We start from the raw sequence: 17,637 nt of genomic DNA, 5'->3' as shown, positions 1-17,637 counted from the left end.
TATCACCTCGCAATGGGGGGATTGTCTCAGTCCCGGGCGCCGCTGGTCAAGGCGGCCTCGCCAGAAACTTGACTCCTCTCGCTCTCCTGTTAATCTGGCGCCGTCACGGCATTTTCAAATCGGTCTTTTTAGGGAATAATAGATCTTTCTGGGGATGACAAACCTCGGAGGAAATTCGATGACGGGAATCATGAGAAATTTCAGCCCCCCAAGGAGGAAATGAAACCATGAGCAAGAAACGCCAGGTCCATGTTGTTGGCACCGGAACCATCGGTGAGCCTCTCATCGGGCTGCTGTGCGATTTTAAGAAGGATTTTGGGATTGACGTCGTCTCCTTTCACAAACGCCAGCCGTTAACCTCTGATCGTTCCAAGGTGCTTGATCTCATCAGACGTGGCGCGCTCTTGTCGACAGATGACGAATCGATTCCACATTTTGAGGACCTTGGGATGAAGGTTCATTCAAATCACCTCGACGCTTTGAATAACGCCGATGTTGTGATTGATTGCACGCCATCCGGGGTGGGACACCAGAACAAAATCGATTTTTACGAAAAATTCAAGCACAACACGCTGGGCTTTATCGCCCAAGGCTCGGAATTCGGATTTGGAAAAATGTATGCCCGCGGTATGAACGATTCAGCGCTTATACGCGGGAAAGATCAGTTTGTTCAAGTCGTATCCTGCAACACACATAATATCGCCGTGCTGTTGCATTCCCTCGTACTGGCGCATGAGGGCCCCGAAAACCTCAAATCGGCCAAATTCGTCATGATGAGAAGGGCAAATGATATCAGCCAGGACAGCTCTTTCCTTCCGGCCCCTCAAGTCGGCAAACACAGCGACCCCCGCTTCGGCACACACCACGCCCGGGATGCCTATCACCTCTTCCAAACATTGGGCATGGATCTGAATCTTTTCTCATCCGCCATTAAACTGAATACGCAGTATATGCATAATGTATGGTTTGATATCACCCTGAACAAACCCATCACACTGAATCAAGCCATTTCCCGCATCCGCGACAATGAAAGAGTCGCGGTCACCGAGAAAAAATCCGCCAACGCGATCTTCTCGTTTGGACGGGATCACGGACACTACGGCCGGATTCTCAACCAGACCGTGGTGCCGCTTCAGTCGCTGCATGTCACCGGTGACGGAAGCGTCATCGGCTTCAGCTTTACGCCTCAAGACGGCAACTCGCTGCTGTCAAGTGTCGCGGTGGTGCTCTGGTTTATGTATCCGGAAGAATGGGAAGCGAGACTCCAGTGCCTGCAGCCCTACTTCTTCGATGAGATCTAGAAGTTCCGTTCATCTCGCATGAAGAGCGCCCCTCGGTTTTACAATCGAGGGGCGTTTTAATGTTGCGGATTCAACAGGCGTGAATCGGCCGGAGCGTCATCGCGCCTTTGTTTCGATGAGGCCCATGAATTCCGCCCGTGTCGCGCGATTTTCACGGAACGTCCCCAGCATCGCGCTCGTTGTCGCCATCGCGTTCAATTTCTCCACGCCCCGCATGGCGACACATAGATGAAACCCATTCACCACGACACCGACGCCCTTGGGATGGATCAAATCATTCAATGTTCGCGCGATCTGCTGCGTCATACGCTCCTGAATCTGCAGGCGCCTGGAAAAGACCTCGACCAGCCGCGGAATTTTGGACAAACCCACAATCTTTCCGTTGGGAATGTAGGCCACATGCGCCTTGCCATAAAACGGCAGCATGTGATGCTCGCAGAGCGAGAAGAAATCGATATTCCGCACGATAACCATCTCATCGCATTCTTCTTCAAAAATCGCGTTGTTGAGGACATCGTTAATATTTTGGTGATATCCCCGTGTAAAATATTCGAGCGCCTTGCGAACCCGCTTGGGAGTATCTTGAAGCCCCGTCCGTTCGGGGTCTTCACCCAAATAGGACAGCATTTCGTGAACCATTCTCTCAAAGACCTCCGGCTCGATATCCGCCGGGGATTTATTTTTATCTGCTGGGCTCATGATTTTTACATTACACCGCCGCCGAGAATCTTCCGGATGCGGGGCAAGACTGTCTCCAATGCTTCGCGAAGCGGGAAGGGCAGCAGAACACCGGCGGCTGTCGGCCGTCCGCCTCCCCCAAGACGGCGGGCGATCGACGAGACATCCACACGTCCTTTTGAGCGGAAGGTGACCTTGACGCCCCCTTCCTCCCAGTCCCTGAAAAGGACGCCTACTTCGAGATTCTCGATCATAACCAGATGATCCAGTATCCCGTCGGCATCGTTAAAGTTCGTGCCCGTTCGACTGAACATTCCCTCTGTTATGACGGTCCAGGCCAGGCGGCCATGACACTCGGTCACCAGGGAGCCCAAAGCCATGCGAAGAAGCTCCAGATGGCCGTAATTCTCATTCTCGAAGAGCAACCGGCAGATCTCGCCGTGGGATGCCCCGAATTCAATCAATCGTGCGGCCAAAGTGATGGTTTCATCGCGTGTATTCCGCAAACGGAAGCATCCGGTATCGAAGATGAGCGAAGCATAAATTGCCGTCGCAATCTCCGGCGTGATCTCCGCGTTTCTTGCTTCCAGGTATCGAAAGACAATCTCTCCCGCCGACGCCGCATCGGGCTCGATAACATCCAGGTCGGCGAACTCGCCGCGGGGACTATGATGATCCAGACAGACTTTTGGAAGGCCGCTATCACGAATGACCGCCCCTAAAGCACCCATATGATCCCAATCGCAGACGTCAAGAATGATAACTAATCCGGCATCTTCCAATTCAGGTCGCCCTGTTTCGATGGCAATGCCGTGATCCGACGCCATTTTCTCCAGAAAACGGCTGGAAGGGAGCGCCGGCGTCGGATTGCAGATCCTGACCTTCTTCCCCATCGTTTTCAAATAAAGGGCGAGGGCGACCTCCGAGCCAAGACTGTCGGCTTCCGGGAAAATATGAGAGGCCAATAAAATCGATGGCGCATCGGTAATCATCTCATCCAATCGATCCCAGGCCGGCGTTTGGGCGATGGAATGCTGCGCTGATGAAGCCAAGACACCCCCTACGACAAGTCATTCTTTCCGTGAGATTCCCTTGAGAGAATATACCCTTGGAAAAGGGAATCTCGTCACCTTTTTTCAACCCGCACCCCTCAAGAAATTATGGATCGGCGAACTTTCTTGATACCGCGGAGCGCGCCTCCACAATCGCCCGCTCCATTTCATAGGCGGAAGCCACGACCTCTTCATCCGTGGTCATCCGTCCCAGGCTGAAACGGATCGCATTCCGCGCCCGTTGCGGCGCCACACCCATGGCTGTCAATACATGCGAGGGTTCCAGGCTTCCGGAGGCGCAGGCGCTCCCGGTGGATACGGCCACTCCCTTGAGGCGGGTCAGGAGACCTTCGCCGGTGAGATCCTTCGCACTTATATTAAGAATATGGCAGACCCGCTCGGCGTTTCCCCCATGAACATGCACCCCGGAAATCGACATGAGCCGGCGCTGAAGTTCGTCTCGCTGCCGGGTGATTTGTTCCCGGTCCATCTCGAGTTGTTCCCTCGCCAGCCGGCAGGCGGCGCCAAGGCCGGCAATACCTGGTACATTAAGCGTCCCCGAGCGGAATCCTCGTTCCTGTCCGCCTCCCTCGATCAACGCCCGCAGACGAACCCTCGGTTTCCGGCTGCGAATGTAAAGGGCTCCCACCCCCTTCGGCCCATAGATCTTGTGGCCGCTGAGGGATAGGAGATCGGCTCCGAGCCGGTCGACGGCGATCGGAATCTTCCCCACCGCCTGTGTCGCATCAATGTGAAAGAGGATCCCCCTCTCCTTGCACATTCGTCCGATCTCTTCAACCGGCTGAAGGACACCTGTTTCATGATTCGCCAACATGACGGATATGAGAAGGGTTGAGTTGGGAATTTCATCAATCCCCTGTAACAATACCCTCCCCTCGGAATCGATGGGGAGAAAGTGTATCGTGTGGTCGCGCTCGGCGAGGGCGCGAACCGCATTGAGTACAGATGAGTGCTCGACCGGCGAGGAGACAATCGCGCCCCCATCGATCCCATGGAATTCCGCGACCCCCCGCAGCGCCAGATTATTGCTCTCCGTCGCCCCGCTGGTAAAAATGATTTCTCTCGCCACGGCGCCGATAAGCTGAGCGACCTCCTCGCGGGCCATCACCGTCGCCTCTTCCGCTTCCCACCCCCAAGCGTGATGCCGGCTGGAAGCGTTGCCAAATCTCTCCTTGAAATAGGGCATCATCGCCTCCAACACCCGGGGATCGACCGGCGTTGTGGCGGCGTAATCCATATAGATTCTTCTTGGGGAATCCATGATTTCTGCTTACAACCTCTTCTTGCAGCCTCGAAGGCCCAAAAATCTCTTTGAGGACTTTGTATTCTCAGCCTCATTCGTGGAGTCCGTCAACCCGTTTCCTGGGTCGGGCTTCTTGCGAAACCGGCCGATACTGAGGCTCCGAGCCGGCAAGGTGTCATTCCCGTGAAATCCATGCTATACTTATACAACCGGAAAGGGGTATTCAGCCCAAATCCGGCCACATGGAGAGGGGAATGAGCCAGGATAGTCTAAAAGGAGCCCCGGTAGGGACATACATCTATCATTTTCCGAGAGTCTCGCGGCCGGGGCGCCCCGCCGATCTGGTGGAATCGTCCCATCTGATGCTTCTTGCCGCCTGGGCGGGCCTGCTTTTCCTTTCGGCGACGATCCTTCCCGCTCTGACATGGGATTCCCTGCCGCCGTCCGAGGCGGCCGCCTTCTGCGTGCGATATTCCAGTCTCGTCAATTTAATGGGTGGGGCCGCCGGCGCCTTTTTTCTCGGTACGATTCTCATCCTCTACAATACAAAGCTGCGCAGACCCCGCATCCATCTTTACCAGATGTTCCTTCTGCTGCTGATGACGCTCACCCTGGTGGGCTGTCAGATCTTTCTTACGGAACGGATGGCGGCTGTTTTACGATCGGCGATGATTCAACCCGATCAGAAGGAGTTTCTTTTTACGGCGCTGCCCGATCTTCAAGCCGGTATACAATCTCTTCATGGGGTAGCCCTGGTTCTCTCCGTCGCCGCCCTCGTGGTGGGTTGGCGGCCCCGATTTGAATCGCGGCGTGACAAAGGTTCGAATATTATCCTGGAATTACCCCGCTGAGGGTATGGGATGTCGCCGATTCAATCCGGACTTTCACAAAATCTCCGGCTTTGATCTCCCGCGCCCCCGCCGCCAGAACCACGGTCTTGAAGTCAGGGCTCTTGCCCTGGACCTGCCCGGGATCCCTGCGGGCCGGCCCCTCGACCAGCACTTCCACCTCCCGGCCGATGTAGGATTCATAGATCTCCTTTGAAATCGACTCTTGGAGATCGATCACCTCCCGGAGGCGGCGGCCCTTCTCTTCATCGGGTATATCGTCGGTGAGATGGCGGCAGGCCCATGTCTTCGGTCTCTCGGAATACTTGAACATAAAGGCGGAATCAAAACGAACCTCCCGCATGAGGTTCAATGTCTCTTGAAAGTCGCCGGGGGTTTCCTCGGGAAATCCGACAATGACATCGGTCGACAAGGCCATATTCGGTACGATCCGACGGATCTCTTCAACAAGATTCAGATACTGCGCGCGCGTATACCCCCGGTTCATCCGCTCAAGCATCCGATCCGAACCGGATTGCAGGGGCAGATGGATATGCGGGCAGAGAGCGCGTTCCCGGGCCATCACCTCAAAGACCTCTGTTGCGAAATCGATGGGATGCGGCGATGTAAATCTCACTCTTGCGACACCATCGATTTGGGCCACCTTTCCCAGCAGAGCGGCAAAATCGATATCCCCATCCCGGTAGGTATTGACCGTCTGGCCTAGAAGTGTGATCGACGGATGGCCCTCCGCCGCGGCCCGGGCCGTCACATCCAGAATCCGTTCGCAGGAAACGCATTTCTCCCGCCCCCGCGCATAGGGAACAACGCAGTAGGAGCAGAAGCGGTCGCATCCCCGCATTACGGTGATCCACGCATTAACACCGCTGGTCCGCTTCGGGGAGTGGCGGTCAAATGTCTCTTGGGGATCCATACCGAGGTCGATCTGTATCTCTACCGCGGATCGTTCGATCAATTGCGGCAGCCGGCTGTAGGAATCGGGTCCGAGGATCAGATCGACCCCGGCCAGGGACTCGCTGATGGCGGGACCGATATGCTTTGGAACGCATCCGATGATGCCCAGGATCAGATCGGGTCTCATCCGCTTTCGCAGCGCCAACTGCATCAGACGCTGAATCACCTTCTCCTCGGGATTTTCCCGGATGGCGCAGGTATTGACCAAAATGATATCCGCTGAATCCAAATCCGCCGCGGCGGCGTAGCCGGCCTCTTCGAGGATTCCACTGACCAGCTCACTGTCAGCGACATTCATCAGGCAGCCGTAGGTTTCAACGTAGAAGGCGCCCTTCTTCACCGCTCAATAATCCTTTCGTTCACATTCCGTGCGGTATGATACCCCGCACATGGTGGTCGTCGACCGGCTCGCCGATGACAACATCCATCATCTCGCCTGATCCAGCCGCCCCCTCGTTCAGCACGACGCGGAGATAGTCCGCCGTCAGGCCATCCCCCGCTCCATGATGCGAGCTCTCCACCAAAATCCGGTCCTGGGATCCCTTCCTTAACGCCATATGACCCCGCCGGAGATGGGAATCCAAATCTCTTAGGAGGCGGCTGCGCCGGGTTTTCTCCCCATCCGCGACGGTTCCCTCGAGGCGCTCCGCCGGCGTGCCCGGCCGGGGAGAATAAGAGAAGACATGCAGATAGGAGAAATCCTGCTCTTTAACAAAACAAAGCGTTCTACGAAAATGATCTTCCGTCTCCCCTGGAAATCCAACAATGATGTCGGTCCCCAGTGTGATCCTCGGCGTGACCGCTCTGATCCGCCTCACAAGATCGGCGAATTCCCCTGTGCGGTAAGGTCTCCCCATCCTCTTGAGAATCTCGTCGTCGCCTGACTGAAGGGGCACATGCAGGTGGGGACAAAGAGACCTCATCCGGGTCATGAGATCGAGAAGCCGCGGCGTCACATATCCCGGCTCGACGGAAGCCAGCCGGATCCTCTCCAGGCCGGCAAGCCCCGCCAGCCTCTCCGCCAAGGAAGCCAAATCGGTTTCGGCGCCCGGCCGGGCCTCCCATCCGTAGGAACCTGTATTGATCCCGGTCAGGACAATCTCCCTCGCTCCCCGGGCGATCAGGCCCCCGGCCTCGGAGAGAATCTCTTTCCAGGGACGGCTGATCGATGGCCCCCGGACTGCCGGAATAATGCAATAGGTGCAATGTCCATTACATCCGTCTTGAATCTTGAGAGTGGCTCGTGTCCGCGCCGTCGAGAAACCGGGCGCATGGGTCAGAAAACATTGCGGGCTGGGGTCGTCATCCACAAGGATGCCGGTTGCTGGGACCGTCGTTTCTCCTTCAGGGGAGGGATCCGCCAAAAGTCCGCGGTAGAGAGCGAGATTCCCCTTTTCCCGATTGCCCAAAATCAAATCGGCGACCTGAAGATCATCGAGAGCACCGGGATCTCGCTGTGCGGTGCACCCGGTCGCGACAATACGACCCTGGGGCGAAAAACGCCGGGCTTTCCGAAGCAACTTCCGGCCGTCACGATCACCGGCGGCGGTGACCGTGCAGGTGTTGATGATCGTCAGATCGACGGGGTCACCGAATGGTCTCTCTTTATATCCGGCGGCGAGGAGCTGTGATCGCAGGCACTCCATTTCTTCCTGATTCACCCGGCAGCCCAAGGCATAAACAGTAAAAGTCCCACCCCGACCGGGGCATCCGTGTACCGATTCCCGGACCTCATCACCGTAAGATTTCTTGGGTGGGATTTTGGATCTCATCCGTCGTCTTCCTATTCCGATCTCTACAGTGTCAACAAAGTCTCAGCCGCAGGCGCGGCGTAGCGGGAGGTAGCTCCCGAACCGGTTCACCGGCCGCTTCAGCCATGGGGCGATCCCCCGTAACGACTAGATAACATAACCGTTTCCTTCAGCACCGGGAAGGGGGGAATTCCACCAGAGGGGGATTCCCCAGGGGAAGCTTGGTGGGATGACCACAAACTTTTTACTCTTCTGATTCGAAAGAAAATGAAATTCTGTGTTGACGTTTTCCTTATAACAGTATATCAGTTGGTGATATGGAAGAAGTAATGCGCGATTAGACACCCTAATGACCCCCCTCTCAGATGAGGTGATGTATGCAGATTGAATCCCTGAAGATTTTTTGTGATGTCATAGAAACTCAAAGCTTCTCACGTGCGGCCAGTCTCAATGGTATCTCCCAATCCGCGGTCAGTCAGCAGATCCGGGGACTCGAAGAGAAATACCGGAAGCGGCTGATCGAAAGGGGAAAAAGAAACCTGGCTCCCACAGAGGCCGGCCGGATTTTCTACGAAGGGGCCAAGGAGATCCAAGATCGTTTTCGAGTGATGGAGAACCGGTTGCAAATCCTGAGCCAGATCATCACGGGCTCACTGAAAGTCGCCACGATCTATAGTGTGGGGCTCCACGAACTCCCCCCTTACATCACGGAATTCATCAAGCGGTATCCCTCCGCATCCATCCATGTAGAATATACAAGGGTTAACAAGATCTATGACGATCTCATTGGCAATGTTGTTGATCTGGGGATTGTCGCCTATCCGGTCGGCCGTCCCGGCATTGAGGTCCTTCCCTTCAAATCAGATGAACTGGTGTTGATCTGCCATCCGGATCACCCCATGGCCAATGAAGTCGCCATCGACATAAAGTTGTTGAGCGGGCTTAACTTCGTCGGTTTTGAGAAGGATATTCCAACGAGACGATCTATTGACCGCCTGCTCCGCGCCGCCCATGTGAATGTCAGAATGGTCATGGAGTTAGACAATATTGAGACCATCAAGCGGGCCGTGGAAATCGATGCAGGTGTAAGCATCGTGCCTTCAGCCACGGTTCAAAACGAGCAAAAGGCGAAAACCCTTAAGGTGGTTCGACTGGAAGGCGATGACTTCGAGCGCCCCTTGGGCGTCCTGGTAAAGCGGGGTCGTGAGAGAAGCCAAGTCATTGAGAAGTTTATTTCGCTGCTGCAATCCGGCCCCATCAATCGATAGGATCCAGCCTTAAAAAACACCCTGCATATATCCATATTTTTCGATATCGACCCGGCTGACCGCCGGGTCGATCGGTTATCGATGACAAAAAAAGAAAACATCGAGGCTTCTCTCGAATCGTGTTGACGAACACAAGACCTAGGGTTAGCATCACCTCTGCACCACTAGATATTGTGTATATATTTTCATTTGAGCTTCTCTTGCGGTATACTTTTTGCGGCATGGGACATGAGTTTTTCATGCCGTGGGCGGACAAGGAGGAACGAATGTTGAAACCGCAAGCGCCACGCACCGAAGCTCCATCCACACAGTCTATGGCTTCATCCAGGGAAGGAGTCGAGATCTGTCGGACGGGGAAGGGCTTAACCTTCCGGCGCCTTTTTACAAAAGAGGGGTTACACCCTTTTGATACAATAACCTGGGACATCCGTTCCGCCACATTGACCAATGAATCCGGCGAGGTCATCTTTGACCAAAAGAATGTCGAAGTGCCGGAGTTCTGGTCGCAGATGGCGACAAATGTTGTGGTTTCAAAATATTTTCGCGGCGCGCTGGGAACGCCGCAACGCGAGAAAAGCGTCAAGCAGATGATCGGCAGGGTTGCGAACACGATCGCTGATTGGGGCATTCGCGATGGGTATTTCGACAGAGAAAGTGATGCCTCGGCCTTCCGGGATGAGTTGCACTATCTTCTGGTCACCCAGCACACCTCTTTCAACTCGCCGGTTTGGTTCAATGTCGGCATTGAAGCCAAACCGCAATGTTCAGCCTGTTTTATCCTCTCTGTAAAAGACACCATGGATTCCATTTTGGAGTGGTATCGCAAAGAGGGAATGATTTTCAAACACGGTTCGGGATCAGGTGTGAACGCCTCCCCGATCCGCTCCTCGAGGGAACCCCTTTCAGGCGGCGGCACACCCTCCGGACCGGTCTCCTTTATGCGCGCCGCCGACGCCTCCGCCGGAGTGATCAAGTCGGGCGGAAAAACGCGACGGGCCGCGAAGATGGTGGTGCTTAACGCCGATCATCCTGACATCGAGGAGTTTGTCGTCTGTAAGTGGAAGGAGGAGGAGAAAGCCCATAAGTTGATCGAAGCCGGATACAATCCCTCGATCGACGGCGATGCTTACAGCTCGGTCTTTTTTCAAAACGCCAACAATTCCGTCCGCGTCTCAGATGAATTCATGCGACGCGCCCTCAACGATGAGGATTGGGAATTGAAGGCGGTCACCACGGGTGAGCGGATTGAACGGATTAAGGCGAAGGAACTTCTTCGTCTCATCTCCGAGGCGGCTTGGCACTGCGGCGATCCGGGCATCCAATTCGATACCACGATCAATGATTGGCATACATGCCCCAATTCGGGCCGAATCAACGCCAGCAATCCCTGTTCGGAGTATATGCATCTCGATGACTCGGCCTGTAATCTCGCCAGCATCAACCTGACCAAGTTCCTGGATGAGGATGGAAACTTCCTTATTGAACAGTTCCGGCATGCGGTGCGGGTGATGATCATCGCGCAGGATATCCTTGTCGATAACGCATCGTATCCCACGGCGAAGATCACGCAAAATTCACGGGATTGCCACCAACTGGGTTTAGGCTTCGCGAATCTAGGCGCCCTGCTGATGACGCTGGGGCTGCCCTATGATTCCGATGAAGGGCGCGCTTGGGCGGCGACAATCACCGCCTTGATGAGCGGCCATGCCTACGAAGTATCGGGTGAGCTGGCGGAGAAACTCGGTCCCTATCCGGCTTTTGCCAAGAACAGCGAACCTCAGATCCGGGTTATTCGGAAACACCGGTACCAACTCGATAAGATCAATGCGCGGCTCGTTCCCAGCGAACTTCTCGCCTCGGCGACCGAAGCCTGGGACAACGCCATTTCACTCGCTGAAACCGCCGGTGTCCGCAATTCGCAGGTTACCGTGTTGGCGCCCACCGGCACGATCGCCTTCATGATGGATTGCGACACGACCGGCGTCGAACCGGACATAGCCTTGGTTAAGTACAAGAAACTGGTCGGCGGTGGAATGTTGAAGATCGTAAATCAGACCGTACCCCACGCCCTCGAAAGACTGGGTTATTCTCCTGAAACGGTGGGCTCGATTCTGAAGTATATCGATGAACAAGGAACCATCGAGGGGAGCCCGGAGGTGAAATCGGAACACCTCCCTGTCTTCGACTGCGCTTTCCAGCCCATCAACGGCAAGCGTTTCATCGATTATATGGGACATCTCCATATGATGAGCGCGGTGCAGCCCTTCATCAGCGGCGCCATCAGTAAAACGGTGAATCTCCCTGAAACAGCGACGGTGGACGAGATCGCCCAGACCTACATCGAGGCTTGGAAGCTTGGATTGAAATCGGTTGCCATTTACAGGGACGGTTCCAAATCGGTCCAACCTCTAACAACCGGGAAGGACAGCAAGAGCAGCACGCGTGAACAGCCTCGCGTTCCTTATCGCCGCCAACTGCCGGAAGAGCGCCAGGCCCTGACACATAAATTTACAATCGGTGGGCACAAGGGATATCTGACGGTCGGAATGTTCGAGGATGGGACACCGGGAGAAATCTTCATCGTCATGTCCAAAGAAGGTTCAACACTCTCAGGAGTCATGGATTCCTTCGCCACGACCATCTCCCTCTCTCTTCAGTACGGTGTGCCCCTGAGGGTCTTGGTGAGAAAGTTCAGCCATGTCCGCTTTGAGCCTTCCGGGATGACGACTCACCCGGATATTCGGTTTGCAAAATCGGTCGTGGATTATATTTTCCGGTGGCTCGCCTTGAAATTCCTGCCGGAAGATGAAGCCAACCGATTCAAGGTCAAACATACCGAGTCGAATCACGGACAGAACAACAACGGCGGATCCCGGGACATCGACGGTCTTCTTGGGGAGAGCTCCACTTTCCTACAGGACAATCCGACCTTTGTCGCTCAATCCGACGCGCCGATCTGCACCGATTGCGGCTCCATGATGATCCGCAGCGCTTCCTGCTATAAATGTTTAAACTGCGGAAGCTCCAGTGGTTGTTCATGAGCATTTCAACAGGACGGGGTGACGGCGGGGAAACCGACCTCCAGGGAGGTCGCCGGGTTCCCAAGGATCATCTCAGGATAGAGGTCTGCGGGCAATTCGATGAACTCGCCGCAGGCCTCGGCCTTGTCAGAGCTCACCTGCCGGGATCTCTATCGGAAACCAAATCCGACCTGGGGCGGGTTCAGGATGATCTCCTGAGCATGGGCGCCGTGATCTCCAAACAACCGGTACCCGGTTCGGAAACCCTCTGGCCGGAAGCGGATCGATCCATCGCGAGGCTCGAGAAACGTATTAACGAGTTGGAGGCCAAACTCCCGCGGCTGCGGCAGTTCATCCGCCCAGCCGGCCCGCCCGCCGCCGCCTTCCTCCACAGCAGCCGGACCCTCTGCCGCCGGGCTGAGCGGCGTCTCATCTCCCTCCATCGGGAGGAACCGGTTCCCCCCGGCATCATCATCTATCTCAACCGATTGAGTGATTTGCTCTTTCTCTGGGCTCGTGAGGTTCATCTCATCCTGAAAGATCCGGAAGAGCCATGGGAAAATCCGGCACCCTTATCCTAACTCATAAAAATAGTCTGAAACTCCGGGAATCCTAGGAACCAATCGGGGATCGTATCGTATCAATCATTGGATGCATTAATTGATGTCTCCATGGTTGCAGCAAAGCCCCAGGGTCTCAAATCACCCCCCGATTTGGGACCCTTCCCCTTTTTTGAGCCCTATCTATTTCGTAACGTCCGCATCATCCCGCGGCGTGGCCGTCGCATCAGCCGGGCGTTCCCTTGCATCGAGTGGAACCGGCTTGGGGTTTTCCTGCGGTCCGGCTGAATCCTCGGCCCATGAACCGATATAGGGCAACCGATACTGCCGTCCCCGCCAGGCTTGAAACATCAGAAAGATCCAGAGCGCAAAAACGCCGACCTGGAAAAGCCGGAAGAGGAAGCCATAGAGGAAGCCAAAGATCGGAAGATAGGCAAGCCCTTTTAACAATAGACCCACCAGAAAAAGAACAACCGTCGTGATAATCGATTGAACCGCATGAAACCGGCAGAAGGGTTCCCGCCGGACAAGAAGAACCACGACAGCCCCAACCGCCCCAAGAAAGTAGGCGCCGGCGCCCCACACCCTTTTTTCGGAACTTTCTTTCTCCTGAAAGCTCACGGTTAACGACCTCCTCTATTGTTAAAGACAAAGAATGAATCGATCGCCAAGCCGACGGGGTGCAATGTATGGGAGGCTCAAAGACGAGGGCATTGAAAAAGCCGCCTTCCCCAGGTCCTTGCTGGAGTCACCCGCTACCAGCAATGGCGCCAGGCTCCCCATCGGGAACAACTGTAAGATAGCAGCCTTTTCAGATCCTTTAAAACCTTTGAACAAGCGGGTGTCGGTCGCGAAGCGTAATTCGACGGGCCCTCCGTCTGGTCACGCATCTCTGCCGGGGTTGGGTTAACAGAACCGCGACCGACACACACTTCCTAGTTTCACTCTTTATGTAAGGCAAGGTTTATGCCAAAAGATAGACATCCCGAAAATTTAAGTAACATGTTATAAAACATAAGGTTAGACCAAATTGTCAGAGTTCGCCGCGTCGAGGCAGTCTTGTTGCTTCGGGGGGATCGAGGGACATCAGGTGTCACCCGGGGGCACAAACATATAATCGATTATTTCCCAATGGATTAGGATGGGTACTTTGTACACATGGAATACCGGTAAGGGAGACAAAAAGATGACGAGTGGGGGCCATCCGCAGAATGGATTAGAATCTGAATTCCCCGGAGATTCTCAGTGTGTTGACGATCCGCTTAATCAGGGGTGTTGCCATATCGGGATTCACCATGTAGTCGCCGCTAAGGGGTCCTGATGACTCGAAAAAGAAGCGGTGGAGCTCATACGATCTGCTTTCAAAGCCCATATGGAAGGTGATATCGCTCATCTCAAGGGAGGCGCCCAGGCTCCAGGCTTTCGATTTGACCTGGCTTCCGAAGAAGATAGGATCTCCGTCGCCCGCCGTGAACGTGCCGTCTCCATTGGGGACTGTATTGACTTCTCGGACATCGTTTCCGTCAACATTGGCCATCGAAAGCGGGACATTTGAATATCCGGCCCGAACCGGAAGGGAATACCAGGACTTGTTTAAAAGACGGTACTCCATCCCAATATGGAATGACTCGACATTATAAGCGGGATAAACCTCCGATGCGGTCACCATGGCGCGGACCTCGGGACTATGATATTTGACCTTCGCATCACCCCATGACCGCACATTGAAATCCGCCGTGGCCAGAAGGCCCGGCAGCAGATCAACCCCTGCCCCAAGACTGAAAGAGAGAGGCACCTCGAGATCATAACCTCCCATCCGGCCGATGATGAGCGTCGGGGGCTGTCCGGGAACTTCCAGCGCTTGGAATGAGAAAGATCCGCCGGACACCTCGATCGTGTGCGGCAAACCGATCCATCCGCCGAGGCTTACCCGCCCCAAATCCGCATGAGCGCCCGCCTCAAAACTGATCCCCTTATAATCGAGATTGAAATGCCCATTACCCGGGTCGAGAGGAAGACCGGAGACATTTCGCAGGGTCGCCATATGGGACCGCAGCCGGCCGGTGAGGAGATTGAAGCTGGCTCCGAGGCCGAAATGTGGAAGAACTTCATATCCGACACCGAATGTGGCCGCCTCGATCGCGCCGTCTTCAACCAGATCATTTGCGGCGACGATCGGGATCCCCGCTCCCTCCTGATAGAGCAACTCAGCGATCATTTCCTCAGGGAAGATCACGTCGGTATGCCGGCGGTAGGCGATGCCGCCCACGACCGGTCTGGAGGCCAGATCCATGACTTTGCCGGAAATCCCAATGAAACCGAACCGGGTCTGGCTCTTCAGATTCTCTTTATAACTGGTGATAAACATGGGGGGCGTATCGGGAAATGTAAAACCAAGGGGGTAACTTGAAGCGGTACTCGATGAGGATTTCGAAAAGACATCAGCCACCAGGCTGTTCTCCGGTGAAAAGGCGAGGAGCGCCGGATTCCACCCCAAGGCCTCGGCCCCCTTGGCCTCGGCGAGATAGGCGCCTCCCATCCCCATCGCGCGGGCGCCGACGCGGGGAGACGTATCGTCGATCGGGCGAAAAACGAATTGGGGATAGATAATGCTGAGGGTTGTGAAATCGAATGTGCCGACATCGATGACGACTCGCTGTTGACCGTGGACCGGGCTGACTTCAATGGCTGTGAAGGAAAAGATGACAAGACAAAGCAAAACCGCCCAACTCATTTTATATGCCGGACCACGTGTTTCCTTTTTCACTGGATACAACCTCTTTAAGAATGCTCCCTAAACAGCAGGAGAAGTCCAACCCCCAAAAAAGACCAAAAAGAAACCCGTCTCGCCAACTTCGGTCCATCAATTTTAATCATTTGGACCTGCTGGATCTCGCTACGGAGCAGGGTATGCGTCGCAACCTCTTCGGTCGCTTGTATCCGCGCATCTTCCAGCCGGCGGAATTCATAAATAAAATTTCCCACAACCCTGACCGGCACCGCATCGCCGATGAGGATCTCTTCGCTATTGAGGTCATCGATCCGGCCCCTGTAGACGATCCCACCGATCGTGAGATCGACCCACTCATCCAGACCCAACCGGCCGCGAAGCTGGTCACCATTATTGAAGGTTATAAGAACCTTCTCCTGAACCTCTATATCAGCGGCATCTTTGACAACGTAGCGTGTACAGGACGGAAGGAGCCCCAGCATGGCGGCCATAAGAGCCAGCCCCATGACAATCTTCCCCCCGTGGGGACGCCGTTTCCGATATCCCGCGTCGGTGCCCATGCGAGCCCCCCTGGCACATGATCTCTTTGGCATGAAACCCGATTTACGATGGTTTGGGGAATAATTGGGAATATCTACCCCATGAATCGGCGGCAAAGCCCTGCCTCCCTCCCCCAGCCCCGCATCCGCCCCGGCGCGGAAAGAGGCTTTACTTAAGAGCAATATATAGAGGCATCGGGGGCGGGTCAAGTGGCAACCCGATGCCCGCGAGGCATGCATGAGGCTTGCATAGGACTTACTAAGGTGCCTTTTTCTGATCCTATCCAAGGAGTCTTTTGAGCCTCCTCCCCGCAGGTTCCGGGGAGGTCTGCCGATCAGGAGATTAGAGAATCGGGAGATATTTCTTCAGCTCGTAATCGGTCACCGCGACCCGGTAAGAGTCCCATTCGATCCTCTTATTGGCCAGGAACCTCTCGAAGAGCTGATCGCCGAGAGACTCCTTTACCAGCTGGCTGTTCTCGGCGGCATGGATCGCCGCATAGAGACTTCCAGGGAGAGATTTGATACCCTTCTCCTCGCGCTCGGCCGGGCTCATATGGAAGATGTCTTCCTCGATCGCCGCCGGAAGCTCGTACCCATTCTTGATACCAGCGATACCCGCCGCCAGCATGACCGAAAAGGCCAGATAGGGATTGCAGGCGGAATCGGGGCACCGGAACTCAATCCGTGTCGCCTTCTCTTTGCCCGGCTTGTACATTGGAACACGAATCAAAGCCGACCGGTTTCTCTGTCCCCAGGCGACATAGGCCGGAGCTTCATATCCAGGCACCAGACGCTTGTACGAATTCACCCACTGATTCGTAACGGCGACAATCTCCTGGCAGTGGTGGAGCAGTCCGGCCATAAAGCCGCGTCCGATGGACGAAAGATTGTATTCCGCCCCGGCGTCATGGAAGGCATTCTCTCCATTCCGGAAAAGGGATTGGTGGATATGCATCCCGCTGCCGTTCTGATCCACCAGGGGTTTCGGCATGAAGGTGGCATAGACGCCGTTCTGCCGTGCGATCTCCTTGACAAGATACCGGTAGGTCATCACGGTATCGGCCATCTCGAGGGCGCCGGTATATTTTAAATCGATCTCATGCTGGCTGTGAGCCACCTCATGATGCCCCACCTCCACGGCGATCCCCATCTCCTGCATCACCTGGATCGTCTTCTGGCGGAGGCTCGTTCCCAGATCGTCGGCGATGAGATCAAAGTAACCGGCCTGATCCAAGATTTCCGGATTCTCGGACGACTTGAAGTAGAAGAACTCCGGTTCCGGCCCGGTGTAAACGGTGTAACCGTCGGTGGAGACGCCCCTCAGATTTCTTTTGAGAACCTGCCGAGGATCCTCCGCATAGGGCGTCCGATCGGGATTCAACACATCGCAAAACATCCGGGCCGAAACATGCCCGTCTTTTCTCCATGGAAGCAGTTGGAAGGTGGAGATATCGGGCATCGCAACGAGATCGCTCTCATAGATCCGCGCGAATCCCTCAACCGAGGAGCCATCAAATCCCAAGCCCTCTTCCAAAGCCTCCTCCAGCTGAGTCGGCGTGATACCGAAGCTCTTCAGAACACCCAGAATATCGGTAAACCACAGGTTGATGATTTTCACATCACGGTCTTTAACAAAACGCATGAGATCCGAGGGATTGGTGATTTCCG

The 17,637-nt window shown here is 55.1% G+C and carries 14 protein-coding genes; 5 read left to right on the top strand and 9 right to left on the bottom strand.

Annotated elements, in window-relative coordinates; all coding sequences use genetic code 11:
• Positions 1–227: 227 nt before the first annotated feature.
• The gene (locus KJ970_00585) at positions 228–1,301 is read left to right on the top strand and encodes a hypothetical protein (GenBank protein MBU2689396.1); all 1,074 of its coding nucleotides are present in this window, start codon (positions 228–230) and stop codon (positions 1,299–1,301) included.
• 96 nt (positions 1,302–1,397) lie between these two features.
• Here the strand turns inward: KJ970_00585 and folE are convergent, their stop codons facing one another.
• The 3 genes from folE to KJ970_00570 form a co-directional block, all read right to left on the bottom strand.
• Positions 1,398–2,000: a GTP cyclohydrolase I FolE gene (folE, locus tag KJ970_00580; protein MBU2689395.1), complete on the bottom strand. Its 603-nt coding sequence runs from the start codon at positions 1,998–2,000 to the stop codon at positions 1,398–1,400.
• Positions 2,001–2,005: 5 nt separating this feature from the next.
• Entirely contained in the window at positions 2,006–3,031 is a 1,026-nt protein-coding gene (locus KJ970_00575) for a bifunctional oligoribonuclease/PAP phosphatase NrnA (GenBank protein MBU2689394.1), read from the bottom strand.
• Positions 3,032–3,137: 106 nt separating this feature from the next.
• The gene (locus KJ970_00570; protein ID MBU2689393.1) at positions 3,138–4,289 is read right to left on the bottom strand and encodes a cysteine desulfurase; all 1,152 of its coding nucleotides are present in this window, start codon (positions 4,287–4,289) and stop codon (positions 3,138–3,140) included.
• Between the two features lie 260 nt (positions 4,290–4,549).
• Here KJ970_00570 and KJ970_00565 point away from each other — a divergent pair, with 260 nt between their 5' ends.
• Positions 4,550–5,146, top strand: a complete 597-nt coding sequence (locus KJ970_00565) for a hypothetical protein (GenBank protein MBU2689392.1) — start codon at positions 4,550–4,552, stop codon at positions 5,144–5,146.
• Here KJ970_00565 and miaB read toward each other — a convergent pair.
• Positions 5,124–6,437 carry a tRNA (N6-isopentenyl adenosine(37)-C2)-methylthiotransferase MiaB gene (gene miaB / locus KJ970_00560; GenBank protein ID MBU2689391.1) on the bottom strand — a complete coding sequence of 438 codons (1,314 nt, stop codon included), beginning with the start codon at positions 6,435–6,437 and terminating at the stop codon, positions 5,124–5,126. The two genes, KJ970_00565 and miaB, sit on opposite strands and share 23 nt — an antisense overlap.
• A 19-nt stretch (positions 6,438–6,456) precedes the next feature.
• The gene (gene mtaB, locus KJ970_00555; GenBank protein MBU2689390.1) at positions 6,457–7,869 is read right to left on the bottom strand and encodes a tRNA (N(6)-L-threonylcarbamoyladenosine(37)-C(2))-methylthiotransferase MtaB; all 1,413 of its coding nucleotides are present in this window, start codon (positions 7,867–7,869) and stop codon (positions 6,457–6,459) included.
• Positions 7,870–8,225: 356 nt separating this feature from the next.
• Here mtaB and KJ970_00550 point away from each other — a divergent pair, with 356 nt between their 5' ends.
• The 3 genes from KJ970_00550 (at position 8,226) to KJ970_00540 (ending at position 12,717) form a co-directional block, all read left to right on the top strand.
• Complete coding sequence (locus KJ970_00550) at positions 8,226–9,116, top strand: LysR family transcriptional regulator (GenBank protein MBU2689389.1); 891 nt, start codon at positions 8,226–8,228, stop codon at positions 9,114–9,116.
• Between the two features lie 314 nt (positions 9,117–9,430).
• Positions 9,431–12,157, top strand: a complete 2,727-nt coding sequence (locus tag KJ970_00545) for a vitamin B12-dependent ribonucleotide reductase (protein ID MBU2689388.1) — start codon at positions 9,431–9,433, stop codon at positions 12,155–12,157.
• Complete coding sequence (locus KJ970_00540; protein ID MBU2689387.1) at positions 12,154–12,717, top strand: cob(I)yrinic acid a,c-diamide adenosyltransferase; 564 nt, start codon at positions 12,154–12,156, stop codon at positions 12,715–12,717. The genes KJ970_00545 and KJ970_00540 overlap by 4 nt, the downstream gene beginning before the upstream one ends.
• A gap of 162 nt (positions 12,718–12,879) precedes the next feature.
• Here the strand turns inward: KJ970_00540 and KJ970_00535 are convergent, their stop codons facing one another.
• From KJ970_00535 to glnA, 4 genes are all read right to left on the bottom strand, one after another.
• Complete coding sequence (locus KJ970_00535) at positions 12,880–13,317, bottom strand: hypothetical protein (protein ID MBU2689386.1); 438 nt, start codon at positions 13,315–13,317, stop codon at positions 12,880–12,882.
• Positions 13,318–13,912: 595 nt separating this feature from the next.
• Positions 13,913–15,463 (bottom strand): hypothetical protein, encoded by a 1,551-nt coding sequence (locus KJ970_00530; protein MBU2689385.1) that lies wholly within the window; start codon positions 15,461–15,463, stop codon positions 13,913–13,915.
• A gap of 14 nt (positions 15,464–15,477) precedes the next feature.
• Complete coding sequence (locus KJ970_00525) at positions 15,478–15,987, bottom strand: hypothetical protein (GenBank protein ID MBU2689384.1); 510 nt, start codon at positions 15,985–15,987, stop codon at positions 15,478–15,480.
• Positions 15,988–16,309: 322 nt separating this feature from the next.
• Positions 16,310–17,611 (bottom strand): type I glutamate--ammonia ligase, encoded by a 1,302-nt coding sequence (gene glnA, locus KJ970_00520; GenBank protein ID MBU2689383.1) that lies wholly within the window; start codon positions 17,609–17,611, stop codon positions 16,310–16,312.
• Between the last annotated feature and the right edge of the window lie 26 nt (positions 17,612–17,637).

It is taken from the genome of Candidatus Eisenbacteria bacterium (genome assembly GCA_018831195.1).
Lineage (GTDB): Bacteria > Eisenbacteria > RBG-16-71-46 > CAIMUX01 > JAHJDP01 > JAHJDP01.
This window is presented reverse-complemented; position numbering and strand designations above follow the sequence as displayed.